17 protein-coding genes and 1 pseudogene are annotated in these 16,639 nt (G+C 68.0%); 7 read left to right on the top strand and 11 right to left on the bottom strand.

Annotation, left to right across the window (positions count from 1 at the left end):
- Positions 1 to 2: 2 nt before the first annotated feature.
- From ACYVF7_RS13055 to ACYVF7_RS13040, 4 genes are all read left to right on the top strand, one after another.
- Complete coding sequence (locus ACYVF7_RS13055; RefSeq protein ID WP_460339260.1) at positions 3 to 1,172, top strand: acyl-CoA dehydrogenase family protein; 1,170 nt, start codon at positions 3 to 5, stop codon at positions 1,170 to 1,172.
- Positions 1,173 to 1,184: 12 nt separating this feature from the next.
- The gene (locus tag ACYVF7_RS13050) at positions 1,185 to 2,354 is read left to right on the top strand and encodes an acyl-CoA dehydrogenase family protein (RefSeq protein ID WP_460339258.1); all 1,170 of its coding nucleotides are present in this window, start codon (positions 1,185 to 1,187) and stop codon (positions 2,352 to 2,354) included.
- A 1,750-nt stretch (positions 2,355 to 4,104) separates the two neighbouring features.
- On the top strand, positions 4,105 to 5,451 hold the full coding sequence (locus ACYVF7_RS13045) for a family 43 glycosylhydrolase (protein ID WP_460339256.1): 1,347 nt from the start codon (positions 4,105 to 4,107) through the stop codon (positions 5,449 to 5,451).
- Between the two features lie 56 nt (positions 5,452 to 5,507).
- Positions 5,508 to 6,755, top strand: coding sequence for a hypothetical protein (locus ACYVF7_RS13040; protein WP_460339254.1), 1,248 nt, complete (start codon positions 5,508 to 5,510; stop codon positions 6,753 to 6,755).
- 49 nt (positions 6,756 to 6,804) lie between these two features.
- Here ACYVF7_RS13040 and ACYVF7_RS13035 read toward each other — a convergent pair whose 3' ends face one another.
- The gene (locus ACYVF7_RS13035; protein ID WP_460339252.1) at positions 6,805 to 7,164 is read right to left on the bottom strand and encodes an integrase core domain-containing protein; all 360 of its coding nucleotides are present in this window, start codon (positions 7,162 to 7,164) and stop codon (positions 6,805 to 6,807) included.
- Positions 7,071 to 7,310: an AfsR/SARP family transcriptional regulator gene (locus tag ACYVF7_RS13030; protein WP_460339250.1), complete on the bottom strand. Its 240-nt coding sequence runs from the start codon at positions 7,308 to 7,310 to the stop codon at positions 7,071 to 7,073. Before ACYVF7_RS13030 ends, ACYVF7_RS13035 begins: the two co-directional genes overlap by 94 nt.
- Positions 7,311 to 7,751: 441 nt before the next feature.
- On the opposite strand from ACYVF7_RS13030, the gene ACYVF7_RS13025 reads away from it, so the two are divergent.
- Complete coding sequence (locus ACYVF7_RS13025; RefSeq protein ID WP_460339249.1) at positions 7,752 to 8,195, top strand: hypothetical protein; 444 nt, start codon at positions 7,752 to 7,754, stop codon at positions 8,193 to 8,195.
- Here the strand turns inward: ACYVF7_RS13025 and ACYVF7_RS13020 are convergent.
- The 4 genes and pseudogenes from ACYVF7_RS13020 to ACYVF7_RS13005 form a co-directional block, all read right to left on the bottom strand.
- Positions 8,164 to 9,090: a hypothetical protein gene (locus tag ACYVF7_RS13020; RefSeq protein ID WP_460339247.1), complete on the bottom strand. Its 927-nt coding sequence runs from the start codon at positions 9,088 to 9,090 to the stop codon at positions 8,164 to 8,166. The two genes, ACYVF7_RS13025 and ACYVF7_RS13020, sit on opposite strands and share 32 nt — an antisense overlap.
- A gap of 23 nt (positions 9,091 to 9,113) precedes the next feature.
- Positions 9,114 to 9,320: pseudogene (locus tag ACYVF7_RS13015) on the bottom strand (helix-turn-helix domain-containing protein); the annotation flags it as partial.
- Between the two features lie 48 nt (positions 9,321 to 9,368).
- On the bottom strand, positions 9,369 to 9,857 hold the full coding sequence (locus tag ACYVF7_RS13010; protein ID WP_460339246.1) for a DUF6597 domain-containing transcriptional factor: 489 nt from the start codon (positions 9,855 to 9,857) through the stop codon (positions 9,369 to 9,371).
- A gap of 396 nt (positions 9,858 to 10,253) precedes the next feature.
- Positions 10,254 to 10,637, bottom strand: a complete 384-nt coding sequence (locus ACYVF7_RS13005) for a DUF5997 family protein (RefSeq protein WP_460339244.1) — start codon at positions 10,635 to 10,637, stop codon at positions 10,254 to 10,256.
- Positions 10,638 to 10,692: 55 nt separating this feature from the next.
- On the opposite strand from ACYVF7_RS13005, the gene ACYVF7_RS13000 reads away from it, so the two are divergent.
- Positions 10,693 to 11,376: a LysR family substrate-binding domain-containing protein gene (locus tag ACYVF7_RS13000; RefSeq protein ID WP_460339242.1), complete on the top strand. Its 684-nt coding sequence runs from the start codon at positions 10,693 to 10,695 to the stop codon at positions 11,374 to 11,376.
- Between the two features lie 124 nt (positions 11,377 to 11,500).
- Here ACYVF7_RS13000 and ACYVF7_RS12995 read toward each other — a convergent pair whose 3' ends face one another.
- Together ACYVF7_RS12995 and ACYVF7_RS12990 are read right to left on the bottom strand one after the other, a co-directional pair.
- A complete protein-coding gene (locus tag ACYVF7_RS12995; protein ID WP_460339240.1) occupies positions 11,501 to 12,544 on the bottom strand; it encodes a medium chain dehydrogenase/reductase family protein in 1,044 nt (347 codons plus the stop codon).
- A gap of 54 nt (positions 12,545 to 12,598) precedes the next feature.
- Entirely contained in the window at positions 12,599 to 13,012 is a 414-nt protein-coding gene (locus ACYVF7_RS12990) for a Dabb family protein (RefSeq protein WP_460339238.1), read from the bottom strand.
- A gap of 203 nt (positions 13,013 to 13,215) precedes the next feature.
- Between ACYVF7_RS12990 and ACYVF7_RS12985 the strand changes: the two genes are divergently transcribed.
- Positions 13,216 to 13,605, top strand: coding sequence for a helix-turn-helix transcriptional regulator (locus tag ACYVF7_RS12985; RefSeq protein ID WP_460339236.1), 390 nt, complete (start codon positions 13,216 to 13,218; stop codon positions 13,603 to 13,605).
- Positions 13,606 to 13,737: 132 nt separating this feature from the next.
- On the opposite strand, the gene ACYVF7_RS12980 is transcribed toward ACYVF7_RS12985, so the two are convergent.
- The 3 genes from ACYVF7_RS12980 to ACYVF7_RS12970 are packed head-to-tail and all read right to left on the bottom strand — an operon-like array spanning position 13,738 to position 16,360.
- The gene (locus ACYVF7_RS12980) at positions 13,738 to 14,925 is read right to left on the bottom strand and encodes an HD domain-containing protein (protein WP_460339234.1); all 1,188 of its coding nucleotides are present in this window, start codon (positions 14,923 to 14,925) and stop codon (positions 13,738 to 13,740) included.
- The gene (locus ACYVF7_RS12975) at positions 14,922 to 15,557 is read right to left on the bottom strand and encodes a hypothetical protein (protein WP_460339232.1); all 636 of its coding nucleotides are present in this window, start codon (positions 15,555 to 15,557) and stop codon (positions 14,922 to 14,924) included. Before ACYVF7_RS12975 ends, ACYVF7_RS12980 begins: the two co-directional genes overlap by 4 nt.
- Positions 15,558 to 15,568: 11 nt before the next feature.
- A complete protein-coding gene (locus ACYVF7_RS12970) occupies positions 15,569 to 16,360 on the bottom strand; it encodes a radical SAM protein (protein ID WP_460339231.1) in 792 nt (263 codons plus the stop codon).
- Positions 16,361 to 16,639: the final 279 nt, after the last annotated feature.

Raw genomic sequence — 16,639 nt, 5'->3', positions numbered from 1 at the left:
CCGTGGACTTCTGTTACACCCCGCACCAGCTCGACCTGAAACGCCGCGCGGCCGCGTACACCGAGCTGCTGATGCGGCATGAGGACGAGGCGGAGCGCAACGGCGGCCCGCTGCCCGCCGAGACCGTCGCCGAACTGACGCGCGCCGCGATGGAGGCCGGCGTCTACGGCATCAACATGCCGGTCGAGTGGGGCGGCGCCGGGCTCTCACTGCTCGACCAGGTCATCGTCGAGGAGGAGTTCGGCAAGGCCACTAATTGCCTGTGGGACATCCCCTGGCGGCCGTCGAACGTCCTGGCGTACGGCACGCCGGGGCAGCGCGCGAAGTACCTGCTGCCGGTGCTGCGCGGCGAGCGCTTCGACGCCTTCGCGGTGACCGAGCCCGGCGCCGGCTCCGACGCCGCCGCCGGCGCCTCCACCGCGACGCGCACCGAGGGCGGGTGGCTGCTCAACGGCGAGAAGTGGTTCGTCACCTGCGGCGACATCGCCGACTTCCTGCTGGTCCAGGCCGCCGCCGGGCCGGATCGGCTCACCACGATCTTCCTGGTCGAGAAGGACTCCCCCGGCGTGGTGATGAGCCGGACCCCGCGTTTCATGCACAGCGCGGTCAACGGGCATCCGGAGTTCACCTTCACCGACGTGTTCGTCGCCGACGAGGACGTCCTCGGCGAGGTCGGCCAGGGGTACGAGCTGACCAGGGAGTGGTTCACCGACGAGCGGCTGATGATCGCGGCGCGTACGGTCGGGGCGGCCGAACGGGCCCTGCAACTTGCCCGCGACTGGGCCACCGAACGCCGGCAGTTCGGCCGTCCCATCGCCGACTTCCAACTCATCCAGGGCATGCTCGCCGACTCCGCAGTCGACATCGCCGTCAACCGCGCCTTCACCCACCAAGTCGCCTGGGAAGCCGACCACGGCACCGACCGCAAAACCCTCCACGCCAAAGCATCCATGGCCAAACTCTCCGCCTCCGAAGCCGCCGGCCGCGTCATCGACCGCTGCGTCCAGATCTTCGGCGGACGCGGCTACGACCGCAGCTACCCCGTCGAACGCCTCTACCGAGAACTCCGCGTCGACCGCATCTGGGAAGGCACCTCCGAAATCCAACGCCTCATCATCGCCAACGAGCTGATCAAGCGCGGCACCCGCGCCCTCCAACTCCCCACCACCTGATCGGAGCACGCCATGGACTTCCGCTACACCCCTCGTCAGCTCGAACTGAAGGCGACCGCCCGCGCGCTGTTCGAGGTCATCGCCGTGCACGAACAGGCGTGTGAGGAGAACAACGGCCTGCCGCGCGCGGTGCACGCCGACGTCACCACGGCGGTGCTGGCCGCCGGCCTCCAGGCGGTCAACATGCCCGCCGAGTGGGGCGGCGCCGGCCTCACCGTCACCGAGCAGGTCATCGTCCAGGAGGAACTGGGCAAGCTGACCGGCGCGCTGTGGGACATGGTCTGGCGGCCCGCCAACGCGCTGCGCTACTGCACGCCCGAACAACGCGCGACCTACCTCACCCCGGTCATCATCGGCGAGCGCCGCGACTGCTACGCCGTCACCGAGCCGAACGCCGGCTCGGACCCGCAGAGCATCTCCACCACCGCCGACAGGGTCGACGGCGGCTGGCGGATCAACGGCGAGAAGTGGTTCGTGACGGTCGGGGACCACGCCGACTTCCAGATCGTGCTCGCCGGGGCCGGGCCGGAGCGCAGGCCGACGCTGTTCCTCGTGGACCGGGACACGCCCGGCATCGAGATCAAGCGAATCCCCCGCTTCATGCACACCTTCGTCTACGAGCACCCGGAGTTCACCTACACCGACGTGTTCGTCCCGGACGGGAATGTGCTCGGGGAGATCGGCCAGGGGTACGACCTCACCCGGTCCTGGTTCACCGAGGAACGCCTGATGATCGCGGCGCGTACGGTCGGGGCGGCCGAACGGGCCCTGCGACTCGCCCGCGACTGGGCCACCGAACGCCGGCAGTTCGGCCACCCCATCGCCGACTTCCAACTCATCCAGGGCATGCTCGCCGACTCCGCAGTCGACATCGCCGTCAACCGCGCCTTCACCCACCAAGTCGCCTGGGAAGCCGACCACGGCACCGACCGCAAAACCCTCCACGCCAAAGCATCCATGGCCAAACTCTCCGCCTCCGAAGCCGCCGGCCGCGTCATCGACCGCTGCGTCCAGATCTTCGGCGGACGCGGCTACGACCGCAGCTACCCCGTCGAACGCCTCTACCGAGAACTCCGCGTCGACCGCATCTGGGAAGGCACCTCCGAAATCCAACGCCTCATCATCGCGGGCGAACTCATCAAGCGCGGCATCGGTGTGCTGAACCTCCCCGCCGAGAGCTGAGCCTCCGTCGCGGGCGCTGGCCTGCCGCCCGGCGCCTGCGTCGGTCAATCGTGACGAGAACGCGCAGTATCGGCGCAGAGATGCCTGTGGGGTGCGGATACTCGGCTTCGGCTGTTTCTTCGTGCGCGGACCGGTGTCCGGATCACCCTGGCACCCATCGAGGTGAACACCTCATCGAAGGCACTGGTGAACTTCGCGTCACGGTCTCTGATGAGGAACCGCACCTGTTCGGCCCGCTCCCCCAGGTCCATGACCATGTTGCGGGCCTGCTGAGCCTGTGGGTGCCGAATATCGTGTCACAGGGTCTGATCTGGGGTTTCGCTGTGGTCGACAGTCTCGGCTCCGGCAGGATCGCAGGATGGCACTGCGGCTGCTGTACTTGATCGTCTTACGGGTGTTCAGCTGGATCGCGGTGCTCGCCCGATCACAGGCGTCGAAAGACGCCGAGATCTTGGTACTGCGTCATCAGCTCGCGGTGCTCCGCCGCCAGGTCGCCGTTCCCCGGCCAGCGTGGGCGGATCGGGCGATCCTTTCCGCGCTCGCGCGTCTGCTCCAGCGACGCCGCCGGCACCACCTGTTCGTCACACCGCGGACGCTCCTACGATGGCATGCCGACCTGGTGAAACGACGCTGGACCTACCCCAAGCGCGGGCCCGGACGACCACCGATCCGACCCACCATCCGAGCCCTGGTATTGCGCTTGGCTGCCGAGAACCCGGACTGGGGATACCGGCACCTTGGCTCCCGCAGTCGTCCCGCTAAGGACTCGGCGTCTCGGTCACTTCGCTGTGCCTGCCCGCGCAGCTGTGCTGTTCGCCACCGCAATTGTCGACCGTCCGGCAGCCAGAGGCCGCCCCCACGACGACCAGGCCGCCGACGATCAGTGCAGCGCTGAGACGCCTTCTAGCCATTACCTATCCCAGTACGCATTCCACTTGGCGCTCGCATCGAGCAAAGCTCCCGGATGGGCGATCTTGGTCCCGCTGCTGGTCCCGTCGGACGTCATCGTCACCGTAGCGTACGACGGCAATCCGGCCAGCAGTCCAGACACATGAGTCCAGCCGGAAAGGAACGATGAGGACTGATCCGAGCCGACACTCGTGTAAACGAACAGTGACGAATTCCCGCTAGGCTGTCGTAGATTTATCGGCGCCCGCTGGGGCTGTCGGCCTTTATTGGCGGACTCCGGTGGTGTTGCCGCAGGCGTCGGTGATCGTGGTGGGGGTTCCGCCGTCCGGTGGGTCGACGGTGACTCCGGCGGGTTGACGGTGGCGCGGTCACCGGAGCAGCTGATGGCGGTCCGCCATTTCTCTTACCCGGCCGCCCAATAGACACCCATCGATATGCCAGCCTTACCGCGAAATCGATCGCGACTAGAGATCTCCAATACATCAAGAATGGGCATCTATTCGCTTGGGTTCTCGACCGCCGAGAACGACGAACTCCAGAGCGTCATTGAATGACCTCCCCTACACAGTAGGTGTGGAGGCCGTCGATGGTGAGGTTGTAGGTGACCATCGTGGCCGTGTAGGTGTGCAGGGCTGTGATGCGGTCAAGCAAGTCGGGCATTTGACGAGCACATCTCTAATCCTCGAGAAGAGGAGTTCACGCAAACTATCGTGTGTGGTCCAGATCGCCTTATCAACCGCAGAAGACAGGTTTTTTGTCGCCTGTTCACTGTCGAAATAAGCATGACTAGGGTTCTCGCTGGGCCGGGCACCGGCGCCTGCACGATAGGAGGACGTGACTGATGACTGGTTCCGATAACGGATCGCACGTCGACCGACGGTCCTTGTTGGTCGGTGTCGCCGGCCTGCTGGGAGCGGCGGCACTGCCCGCGACCGCTGTGCGGGCAGCACAGGCGGCTCCGGAGGAGATCGCGTCGATGCGGCGGTACCCATCGAACTGGCCCGACCTCGAGCCCTACGGTCTCGCGGACACCAGGTTGGACCTGTGGCCACGTGAGGACAACTCCTTCGTCCTCCCGCTCGAGTTGCGCCCCCGTGACAAGGAACTCGGCCGGGTCTGGATGCGGGACACCTACGTCAACTGCTTCGTCGTCCACGGTCGTCCGATCTACGTTGCCACGGGCACCACCCGGGTGTCCGGGCTCAACGCAGCCGCCCCGTGGAACGACGGCATCTTCGTGTGGGTGGCCCCATCCCTTCACGGGCCGTGGAGGCTGGCCGACACCACCGGCTTCCGGCCCGGCGCCGAGAAGGGCAAGGTGTGGTCGCCCGAATTCGTCGGCGAGAACCGGCCCGGACGCACGGTCGTCGCTCCGTGGCAGGAGTACTGGTACGACGACCAGTTCGGCAAGCGCGGCGAGGTCTGGGCTCCGGAGGTGCACTACTTCCGCGGCACGTGGTACATCGTCGCGTGCATGGGCGACCATTCCCAGAAGGTCGGTTCGTTCATGCTCGTAAGCGAGGGCGGGGTCGAGGGTCCGTACCGGCTCGTCCACGGCAACCTCGACAAACCCTTTGGCGACTCTTTCATCGGAGGGCCCGGCTTCGTCAAGCCCGGCGCCTATTACCACATCGACGGCGGCCTCTACAGCGAGGGCGACGATGCATGGCTGGTGCTGCACAACAACCTGTACGCAAAGTTTCGGGATGACATGGAGGACATCGTCCCGACGACGAACCTCCCGACATTCCGGCAGACGCCGTACTCACCTGAGCCGTATCTCGAAGGCGCGTCCGTGTTCAAGTACGAAGGCAAGTACTACCTCCTCCAGTCCGCGTGGGACCGCACCTCGGCCAATCCCGACGGCAGCACGCGGTACGCCTACGACACTTCCGGCCCCGGCCGCGCGCAGTACCAGTACGACACGATCATCGCCGTCGCGGACACGTTCGAGGGACCGTATTCCAAACGGTGGACCCTGGGCGTCGGCGCTGGCCACAACAACCTCTTCGTGGATCGCAGTGACCAGGTATGGACGACGTTCTTCCGCAACCCCAACTTCGGCTACTGGGCCGACCCGTCGCGCATCGCCGACGCCGCCGTACCTGGTGTCGCGCGGGTGGAATGGACTGGACCGGAGGGCAATCGCCTGTACGTCGAGCGCCGTCATCGGCGACGTCCTCGATGACCAGGGTCACGAGCGGGGCAAGTCGGGAGGCGGGCAGGCGTATGAGAGGAAGCGAAATGGAATTCGACACGGGACGGCGGGGCGGGGAGACCTCCCGGCGTCAGATGCTCGCCCTGTCCGGGGGCGCCGTGCTGGCGGCCCTGGGGACGGCAGCTTGCGGCTCGGAGGGCAACAGTTCCTCGCCCGTCGCACGTTCCTCCTCGATCCCGGGCAAGGTGAGCGCGCCGCCGGCCTCCGGCGTGCTCGCTGCCAATGTCAACCAGGCACTGGAGAAGATCGATTACGCCGAGTTGAAGGCCGTCTCGGGCACCTGGATACGCGGCTTCTACGTGATGGCCCACGCCGACCAGGAGAACCCGGCGACCCAGCCCGGGCTCGCGAAGTTGCTCCAGGCGGCCGCTCACGGCTACGGCACCGTGCTGACCACGAAGTTCCAATATCAGGACAAGCCGATACCGACACCCGGCAGCCCGGCCATGAAGACCGCCCTGGCCCGCCTGGACAAGGTCCTGGCCGCGACCATGGGCAAGGTCGACATCCTGACCATCGGCAACGAACCGTTCTTCGAAACAAGTCAGACGGACCGCACGTCCCCTCGCATCAACGCCTTCTACGAGGCGCTCGCCCTGCACGCCGCCCGCTACCGGCAAGCGCACTTCGGAGCCAACTGCAAGACCGCCATCTACATGGGAGCACTCACCGCCCTCTACCGGCCCGGCGCCCAAACCACGCAGACGCGGCGCTGGATGACCTTCACCGCCCACACCCCCTCCATCGCGGGCGTGGACATCCACCCGCACGTGCCGAGCCCGGCCGCGGCGCAGAAGTACCTCGACTACGTGCTGCCGTTCCTCCGCAGCGACCAGAAGTTCCTCGCCACCGAGTTCTCCCTGGTCCAACTCTGGAAGCAACACATCAACGACCCGGTCAACCCCGCCTTCGCCCGCAGCCACGCCATCCCGAAGGGAACCCCCGTCTGGCAGGTCATCAAAGACGCCACCCAGCACCCCTTCGACGAACAGAAATGGAACGACTTCCTGCTCTCCAACACCTGGTACGCCGACAACAAGAACTTCCTGACCGACCAAATGCAGCGCTTCCGAAACACCGGGAAACTCGCCGTGGCCGCCTACGGCATCACCCAGGACGCGGCCATGTCGACGAACTTCGGCCCGCACAGCACCCCCTGGGTACTCAACAGCCTGTACTGCCCGTACGTGTGCAAACCCGAGCCGAGCGGCCTGCCCGGCCAGAACCGCACCTGGTGCCGCCAGTTCCGCGCCCTACAGAACCAGCGAGCTTGACCTCTAGCCTGTGCCGCTCGAATATTGGGTCACGCGGCCTGAGCTGAGGTTATGCGGCGTGGTGGTATTCACTGATCACGCCTGTCACGACGGATCTTCGTCGGATGGTCTGCGGGCCGGTGAGGCTTGCTGTGTCCCGGGTCGGCGGCGTTTCAAGGCCCGGTGGCCGTTGTTGTCGGGATTGGTGCGGTCGGGAAGCGTTGTAATGGGCCAGGTACTCGCCGAGTACCAGGGCCAGGTGGCGTTCGCCGAGGATCAAGTTCTGGTCCAGGAGTTCGCGGCGGAGGGTTCCGATGACGCGTTCGCAGATGGCGTTCAACCGTGGCGTCTGCGGCAGGGGTTGCGGCGCAGCCCGGAGACAGCGTCCTGGACCTGACGGACCTCGGTGGCGGGTGCTTTCCCGTCCCACATCACCGCGACGAGCCGTTCGGTGGCGACGAGGTTGTTGGCGTCGGCCAAAAGCGCGGCCAGCATCTTGGCCTGCCGCAGCCCGTCAAGCCGGACCTCGCGCCTGGTGATCTGCACGTGTAACGGCCCCAGCACGCCGAATCTCATGCTCCCCCCGGCACGTGACGACCAGCGCCGATCCCCCGGCCGACCTCGCACTAGGACGAATCTAGGACGGCCGACGGACCCGTATCCCTAGCGTCACCGTAGCGGGGCTCACCGAAGACCAGTGGGCAGGCAATGCGTGCGGAGCGTGCCTTCGGATTCCGTGCTTGAGGCGACCAGGGGAGGTGGCCAGACCCACGTGATGAGCCTGCCAAACGACCGGGAGTGACCGCTGCGTTTCCGCGTGGATCATCGCGCAGTGGAAATCAACCGAGCCGGCCGAGTGGCCCAATCGCTAAATCTGTTCGGTCGGCTGCTCAGGGGGCTGCGGCGTTGTCCTCTGCCGCCTGCTCCACCCCCCATTGAAAGGGCACCCCCGTTCGCCCGGCCGACCGGCCATCCACGACGCCCGCCCCTGCCGGGCACGACGCAAGGAGATGCACTGTGAAGGTTCGGCTTACCTCCGGGCTCGCCGCGCTCGCCATGACCGCCGCCGCGCTCGCCGCAGTAGGCGGCTCAGCCACCCCCGCCTCGGCCGCATCCGGCTGCCCGTCTGGTTCCTATGGCCACCAGACCTACAACTTCTATGACGGGTCGGGGAGCCTCGCCGCGGTCGGCTATGTATACGAATACTCGAGCAGCGTCTGCACAATGCTCGTTGCGCAAGGCCGCTACTACGGCATGAACAAGTGGATGTCCGATGGGATCACCGACGTGCCCGGCTACGGAACGGGCTCCATCTGGGACAACGGCTACTACCTGTATTTCGCCGGCCCGATCCAGATCTCCGACGTTTACGGTGCGCTGTGCAAGGACTTCCACTTCGGAATGAAGGACAACTACGGAAACTGGGTGTTCAACACCGGCCGCACCCTCGGATGCGACTAGCCGGGATGCGGCCGTAGGCACGCAGTACCCGCAGGGCGTGCAGCGTCACGACGCCGCGCCAGGCGAGGACCGAGGCGTGGCCCGGCGGCGCCCACGCGAGGGGCCAACCGCCGTCGTCGTGCTGGGTGGCGGCCAGGTCGTCCAGGTGGGCCGCGATGGACTCGTCCGAGAACAGCTCGCGACGCGGGCTGTCCGGGGAAGGGGCGAAGACGAGCGGGGAGAGTCCGTAGTCCGGGCCGGGCATCTCCTTGAAGAGCGGGAGTTCGGTGATCCGGCTTCGCAGGTCGTGGTACGCCTTGGCCGCCCAGTCGTGGTCGGTGTCCGTCTCGAGGAACGGCAGGACGCAGAGGGCGCTGTGCGCGTCGCCGACCGAGCCGGGGGTGTTGATCGCCGTGCGGCAGAAGGTCGCGGCCCGGTCCAGCCAGTGATGCTCGATCCCCAGCTCGCGCGCGACGCCTACGATCTTGGCCGTCGGGTTGAGCCCTGGAGCGAAGACCCCATCGCCCCAGTGTTCGGCGCGCGGGTGTGCCGCGACCGTGGGAAAGACGATCGACAGCCCGCCATCCGGGCTCGAGATGCTGGCCAGGTAGGGCATCGTGGCGCGGACGGCATCGGCCGCCCGCGTCCGGGTCGCCGGGTTCGACGTCGTGCGGGCGATGTCGCCGAGGATGTCGAAGGCGGAATCGACGGCGAGCGGCTGGCTCTCGGGAGCGAGCGCGTCCGGCTCGAGTCCATGACCGAATCCGCCGTCGCCGTTGCGGTACGCCTCGAGTCCGGCGATCGCGGCGGGTGCCGCGGTTTCCTCCCCGTCGAGGCAGAACTCCGCAAGCCGTCGCTCGACGATCCGGGCGTTGGTGCGGATGAAGGTCCGAGCGGCCTCGATGTTCACTGCCATGCGGCCGAGCCTAGGAGCGGTCCCTACGAGCCGTCTTGAACAGATCGGCCACGCAACAGGGCGCGGGCGCTCATCCCGGTGAGGTTCCTGACTTCGCGTGACATGTGCGCCTGGTCGGCGTAGCCGGCGCCGGACGCGATGTCCGCGAGACGGGCCAGGGGACGCTCGCGGGCGAGGTGCCGGGCGCGTTGCAGCCGGACGATGCGCAGGAACGTCGCCGCCCGTAGCCCACCTCGCTGGTGAAGCGGCGCCGCAGCTGCCGTTGTGACAGACCGACCTCATCGTGCAGATCCGCGACGCGCGGCCGGTCCGCGGTCAGGCGTCGCACGGCACCGTCGATCTGCCGGTCCGGGCCCGGCGCCGTCCGAGTCAACCGATCCCTGACCAGGTCGAGCAGCCGTTCCGGGTCGTCGATCAGCCACTCGGAGGTTCGTCGCCCGGCCGCGCCCCACAGGTCTTCGAGATCGACACGGAGATCGCGCAGCTCGTCCGCCGGGCACGCCGAGGATCCTGCGCGCCCGCCCGGTGCGGAACCGAATGCCGTGGACGACCAGACCTTCTGGCGAGTCGTTGGCGGCCGCCGCCGTGTCCGGTCCGGCGACGCGCACGCGGCCGTTTCCCACCACGAGATCGAGATGCCCGTCGGGAAGAATCGGCGCGGTGCCCCCAAAGGACGACCACCACACGCACCGCACATCCGCGGCGAACTCCGCCGGAGGCGCCCACTCGGCGTAGCTCGTCGTGCGGGCTCTCGGTGCCGTTTCCACGTGATCGGGCTCCCGTCCTGAGGGCGCGTCAGGTCGCTCGCGGTCCGTACCTCGCGGGCCGCGAACCGCCGCCTACCCTAGGACGGACGCCGGCCATGCAGGGCGGTCGCGGAGGTCGGTGGGTACGGGCATCCGGGAGACCTTCACGACGTCGTCGTCCCAGTGCTCGATCCATATGTGGGCGGTCGTCCAGGCTCGTCTGAGCAGGGCGGTTGACGGTGTCACTACGCGGACCGGCTGTGCCACGGTTCAGGTGGGATCTGCCATGACCAGGTCAGGCGCCCTTCGGAGGTGACCGAGGACGACAGATCGCACAAGGTTGATCCAGGCCGATAACCCCGCTTGGGCAGGTTGGTCGGGCCGTCCAGCTGCAGAGTCCTGCCTTGTTCCCCTGGGTCAGGCCTTGGCGCGCTGCTGCTTGAGGCGGAGCTCCTCTTTGCGGACCCCGGTTTGGATGGTCCGCTCGCGTTCCAGCCAGTCGGGGTTTTCGGCCTTCAGGGTCTCGATCTCGGCGGTGGTGAGGGGGCCTGTGATGCCGGCGCGGGCCAGGCCCGAGGCGGAGACGCGGAGCTTGGCGGCGACGACCTGGCGGGGGTGGGGGCCCTCGCGACGCAGGTCGGCGAGCCAAGAGGGCGGATCGGCCTGGAGCGCGTTCAGCTCGTCCCGGGAGACGACGCCCTCCTGGAATTCGGCGGGCGCTGCCGACAGCAGAATCCCCAGCTTCTTGGCCGCGGTCGCCGGCTTCATGGTCTGCGGGGTCTTCGCCTTGGACGTGCTCATGACAGCAAGGGTAGCCAGCGGAAGGGAGCCGTCTGGACGCGGCTAGGCTGAGAAAGTGAGCAAGGGTGAGTTCCGGCTGGCGTACGCGCCGGGGGTGACGCCCGGGAAATGGGCCGGGGTGTGGGCCGAGCGGGTGCGGGAGGTGCCGCTTCGGCTGGTCCAGGTGCCCGCCGCCGAGGCTGTCCCCCTGCTGCGGGACGGCGGCGTGGACGCGGCGTTCGTGCGCCTGCCCGTCGACCGCGAGGCCCTCCACGTGATCCCGCTGTACCTGGAGACGACCGTGGTGGTGGTGCCGAAGGATCACGCGGCGGCCGCGGTCGAGGAGGTGGAGCTTGCCGATCTCGCCGACGAGGATGTGTTCGAGCCGCTCGACGAGGTCCTGGCCTGGGTCGACCGCCCCGGGCAGCCTGCCTTCACCCGTCCCAAGAGCACGGCGGACGCGGTCGAGCTGGTGGCGACGGGGGCCGGCGTCCTGCTGCTCCCTCAGTCTCTGGCCCGCCTCCACCACCGCAAAGACCTCACCTACCGCGCCGTGACCGACGCCCCCCAGTCCCAGATCGGCCTGGCCTGGCTCGAGGCCGCGACGACCGACCTCATGGAGGAACTGATCGGCATCGTCCGCGGCCGCACCCCGAACAGCTCCCGTGGCCGCGCGCCCCAGCAACAACCCACCCGTAAGAAGCCCCCGCAAAAGCAGTCCCCTCCCAAGCATCGCCGCCGGACGCGCCGCCGGACGTGAAGAGGGGTCATGCGTCGGCGCGGCTCAGGAGAGCTCCCGGTGGCGATGTCCATCCACCCCGCGGCGGCGCTGGATCCGGACCCGCGATGCCTGTTTCCGCACCCCACACCGGTTCAGACCACGCTTACGCTCCCGGCACGAGAATGACCTTTCCCGCGACCGTACGGGACTCGGCGAGGACCAATGCCGAGGCGGCGTCGACCAGCGGGATCTCCGCGGCGACCTGCGGGGTGAGCACGCCCTCGGCCAGCAGCTGGAACACCTGGGTGAGGTCGTCGGCCAGCCGGCGCCGGAAGGACGCCAGGTGACGGTGGCCCGCCCAGAAGTTGTAGAAGTACGCGTTCCTGCCGTTGGGCGAGGCGTTCCACATCTTCAGTTGCCCGAACAGTTTCAGTATCGGCAGTTGTGAGTTGCCCTCTTCGTCCTTCGTCGCCGCGGTTCCGTAGGAGACCAGCGTCCCGCCCTTGCGCACCAGTTGCCAGGACCGCTTCAGCCCGGCGCCGCCGACGTGGTCGAACACCGCGTCCACGCCGTCCGGGGCGAGTGAGGCGATCCGCTCGTACATGTCCGGGGCGCGGTAGTCGACGGGGGTCGCGCCCAGCTTGCGCACGGTCTCGTGGTGGCGCTCGGACGCCGTGCCGATCACGGTGATCCCGGCGTGCCGGGCCAGTTGCACGAGCGTGGAGCCGACGCCGCCGTTGGCGCCCAGCACCACGATGGTGTTCCCGGAACGGACCTCGGCCAGCCGGTGCAGCATCTGCCAGGCGGTGATCCCGTTGACCACCACCGTCTCGGCGGCGGCCGCGGACACGCCGTCCGGCACGGGCACCAGATCCTCGGCGTCGAGCAGTACGTGGCTGGCCCACGCACCGATCTTGGTGACCGCGGCGAACCGGCGGCCGTTGATCCCCGCGGCCACACCGGGCCCGATGGCGGTGACCGTGCCGACCAGGTCGTAGCCGGGCACGAAGGGGTACGGCGGCTGGTTGTAGTACTTGCCGCGCCGCATCTGCTGTTCGGCGAACGAGACGCCGGTCGCGTCCATCCGCAGGATGACCTTTCCCGTGCCCGGCGCGGGAAGGTCTCGGGTCCGCACTTCCCGACCGCTCGGCTCGACCGCGTCCGGCAGGACGACCTCGGTGGCGCGGGTGGTGACGGTGCTTGTCATGGCGTGTTCCTCACGAGATCTCAGGCGATCGGTCAAGAGCGGCGAACGGGTCCGTCAGCCGTCCTGTGCCAGGGCACTGCTGCCGGTGTGGGACGGCAGGTCTGCCATCAGCCTCACCAGCTCCGGGTCGGTCTCGTAGTGGCGCTTCTGCAGCTCCGCGACCTTGGCGCTGAAGTCGGGGACGTCATCGTCGGTGATGTCGTACGTCTCGAACTTCGCCATCAGCGGGATGCCGAGCCGTTCGGTCCTGGCGTGCGCCGGGTGGACCAGGTACTCCCAGTAGCCGTCCAGGTCATCGAAGATGAAGATCGCGCCCCAGTCGAAATCGGTGCCGGACTCGTGGCCGACGATGAACGACCGCACCGCCGGAATCGCCCGGCCCTGCTCATGCAGGCTCTCCAGCGCCTCCTCGACCCGGACCGGGTCGACGCCTTCCCTGACCTTGATCCGGTTGCCGTGGTAGATCATCGGGTCTCTCCTCTTGTCGTGTGTTCGGGTTCCGCCGGCCGGCACGGCCGTCGACGGCGCGAGACGTGCTCGCGGGTCGACGGTGGGATGTCAGTGCTTTCCCCGGCCCGGCGAAGGGCTGATGCGACCATCCCGCGGCCGGGCACGCCATCGCGTCGGCGAACACTACGTAGACCGGCCCGCGACTGCCGTACGGGCGACTTGTGCCGGAAGGAGTCGCTAACGTACGGGGCCTGCGGACGTCGGCCCGGGACCTGCTCGTCGGCAGGCAGGCCGAGACCCGGCGACTCGACGAGTTGCTCGGCGCCGCGCGCGCCGGCCGGGGCGACGCGCTGGTCCTGCGCCGCGCCACCGGCGAGAAGGCGCGCAGCAGATCCGACCACACCTACGACCAGCTCACCATGCAGGAGATGTCGATAGCCCGCCTGGTGGCCACCGGCGCGACGTCCAACGAGGTGGCCGCCCGCCTGTTCATCAGCCCCCGTACGGTGGACGCCCACCTGCGCAACATCTTCCGCAAACTGGGAATCTCCTCCCGCCGGCAGCTGAGAGACCGCCCCGACCTCAACACCGGTCAGCGCACGCAGGACTGACGAGGCACCGGTACGGCGCCGATCTCGCGCACGTACGTGTGAAACTCGGCAAGCGCCGGACCACGCTCCGGGACCGACGAGCAACTCAACGCTCTTGCGCCGCCCTTACCCTCCGGGCGGGAGCGGAGTACGTCAGCCTGCCAGCATGCCCCGCGCCCGGGCGTCGTCGATCAGCGCTTCGGTCAACGGCCACAGCTCCGGCCAGTTCCGCTGGATCGAGGACGTGACACGGCGCTCCTCCGCCGCGCTGGTCCCGCGGCGACGCCATACCTGGCCGTCACCGGCCCAATGCAGGAGCACGGGCTGAAGGCGGTCGATCGCTTTCGCGAAGCGGGCCTCCGCGGTCTCGGCCGCCTCGAACTCGTGCCACAGCGCATGCAGGTCCGCTGCCTGCGGGGCCGGCAGGCGACCGAAGATGCGGGCCGCCGCAGCCGCCTCGCGCGCCGCGATATCGGAGCGGCCGCCGGCATCGTAGATCGGCACGTCCCCCGCTTCGATCTCGACCAGGTCGTGGATGGCGAGCATGGTGGCGACACGCCCATGGTCGAGCCCCGATGCCAGCACCGGGCCGAGGACCGTCGCCATGAGACCGAGGTGCCAGCTGTGCTCGGCACTCGACTCGCTGCGGGCGTCCGTCACCAGGCGGTTCAACCGGTCGATGCCGGTCAGGCGGTGCGCCTCCACCAGGAAGTCGAGTCGTGCCCGCAGATCGGGGTCCAGCGGCCGGTCGGCGAGCGTGCCGGGCATGGACCACGCCGCCGCGGTGCCGGTGCGGTGCTGCAGGACGCGGTTGGACTGGTAGAAGCTCTCCACGCTGCCCGGCTGCCACCAGCCGGGCAGTTCGTCCTGGGCGATGAGGTCCGGCCGGTGGAATGGCACCAAGCCGGAGTCCAGTTGGCTGCCCAGCCGCGCCGCGACCCCGTTGGAAGCGTCCGAGGGCCGGCGCAGGCGGATCAGCTCGGAGCCGGCGAACCAGCTTCCGAGCCGTACCAGCGCCCGGCGCACGGCGATGTCCTGCAGGTGAGTCGAGTTGCCGCGCTGGATCGTGTAGTCGAGGCCGGACGCGGTGTCGGCGGGTTCGTGGTCCCATACGTCGCGGGCCGTCGACACCAGCGTCTTCAGCAGTTCGGGATCGCCGGTGAGACGGGCGACGTAGGCGTCCTCGTACAGTGCCACGGCCGCCGCCCGCTCATGCAGCATCGGGCCTACCCGCCACCGCAGCCGCCAGTTCCCGGATCCGTACCGGGCGTCCCACTCGGCGTACCGCGCCGCGCGACGGCTGCCCAGATGACCCGGCCGGCCTGCGGTGACCCAGGTCATCGGCTCGGTACGAAGGTCGGCATGCCCAGCGCCGGGAGCGCGGCGGGATCGATCTTGCCGATCCGATGATCGCTCCCCTTCGGGCGGACGACCACCGCGTCGGTCGCCATCAACGGCATCGTCACGTCGAGGCCGTTGACCTCGGCGGTCACGCCGCTGGTCACCAGCAGCACCCCACCGGAGCGCTCGTCCGTACGGATCACGCCCTCCGAGGAGCCGTGTAGGCGTACCAGTTCGGCGTCGGCCCAGCGGCTGGACGTCGCCTGCCATGCCTTTGTCAGGTTCCAGTACTCGGTGTAAATGCGCTCTACGGTGCGTCCGGAAACGGTGGCGAAGGTGACGAACGAGGTTCGCGACGGCAGTGAGCGGATTTCGAGGTCCAGATTGTGTTCCAGGGACCACTCCACGGCCATGTCGTATCCCGTGATGCCGATGTCGGCGGCGCCATTCCCGATCACAGTGGGCACGTCGGTGCCGCGACACAGGATCAGCTCATAGTCGTCGGAGATCGGCAGGTGAAGGTTGCGCATGTTAAAGGTGAGGTCCGGACGGTCGATGGCGTCACGGATAATTCCTAATAGGGAACTGTGAATGCGGCTTGTGCTGCTGGGCAGAGCGATCCGGGTGACCATCAGGCGGCCTCCTAAACGGCGGGATTGAGGGCGATCTCGTGCCGGGGCCGCGCGAGGTATTCGACACCAGCGGATTCTCGCAGGATTCCCTCCCAGACTGACGACGGAGGGTCATTGCCCTCGCCCAGCCGTGGCAGGTTACGCCGGTCCCGGAGCATCGCGTACGTGAGGTTGAACGGTCGCACTGCCAGGCGCAGCGGCAATCCCGGCGCGATGCCGGCGAGCACGGTGTAGAGGTGCCGCATGTCGGCCTCGGGCCAGTCGGCGCCCCCGATCGCCGGATAGAGGTCGAAGCCCAACCGAACGGCCACGCCGAGCCCACGCACGATGTCGTCCCAATCGTGGGTGCCCGGCCGGGCATGAATGGTGACGTGCAGCGTGATGTGGGGCGCGACGGCAGCGAGCCGGGCCCGGTCCGCCTCGTCCAGTCCCGCGACGGTCGCCGGGAGCATGCTCGCGTTGCTCTCCACCTTGAGGATGCAGCTGTCCAGCATGCGCCGGCGCACCAGTTCGTCGTACACGCCGATCAGCAGACGTGGGGCCAGGAGCGGCTCCCCGCCGCTGATCCGCAGAATCGCCAGGTGCTGTCCACGGGCGGCCAGGGCCGTGCGCAGGGCGACGAACTCGTCCACCAGCTCGCCCGGCCCGGCGGTGAAGGAGTCCGCGCCGGCGAGGTGGCGGAAGTCGACGTAGCAGTAGGAACACCGGAAGTTGCACGCCGCCACCTGGGTGATCGCGGCGAGGTTGTAGTCGGTCCAGTGCCCGCCCAGGTGGCTCGCCGTGGTGACGGGGCTGTCCGACAAGGGCGCATAGTGCCGTAAGGCGCGGAATTCCGGCAGGGACGTCGGAAGCCGCATCCGCTCCCGCTTCACCGGCGTGAAAAGCCGGAAAAAGCGATTCTGGTCGCCGCCGATTTTGGTTTTGGTCAGATCCGTGAATGCGAACGCATCGGGCGAGACATTTACGATGCGAAGAGCTCGTCGTGCCATCGGTGTCAGGTCCGAAAATGTCCCGTCTGTAGAAGCTGTGGGCATGAATGACCTCACGTTCCGCTTTGGAGGAGTGTGCCGAGAAGCTTGCTG

Source organism: Actinoallomurus acanthiterrae, assembly GCF_054775715.1.
Note: the sequence above shows the minus strand (reverse complement) of the source record. Positions and strands in the feature narration are given on the sequence as shown.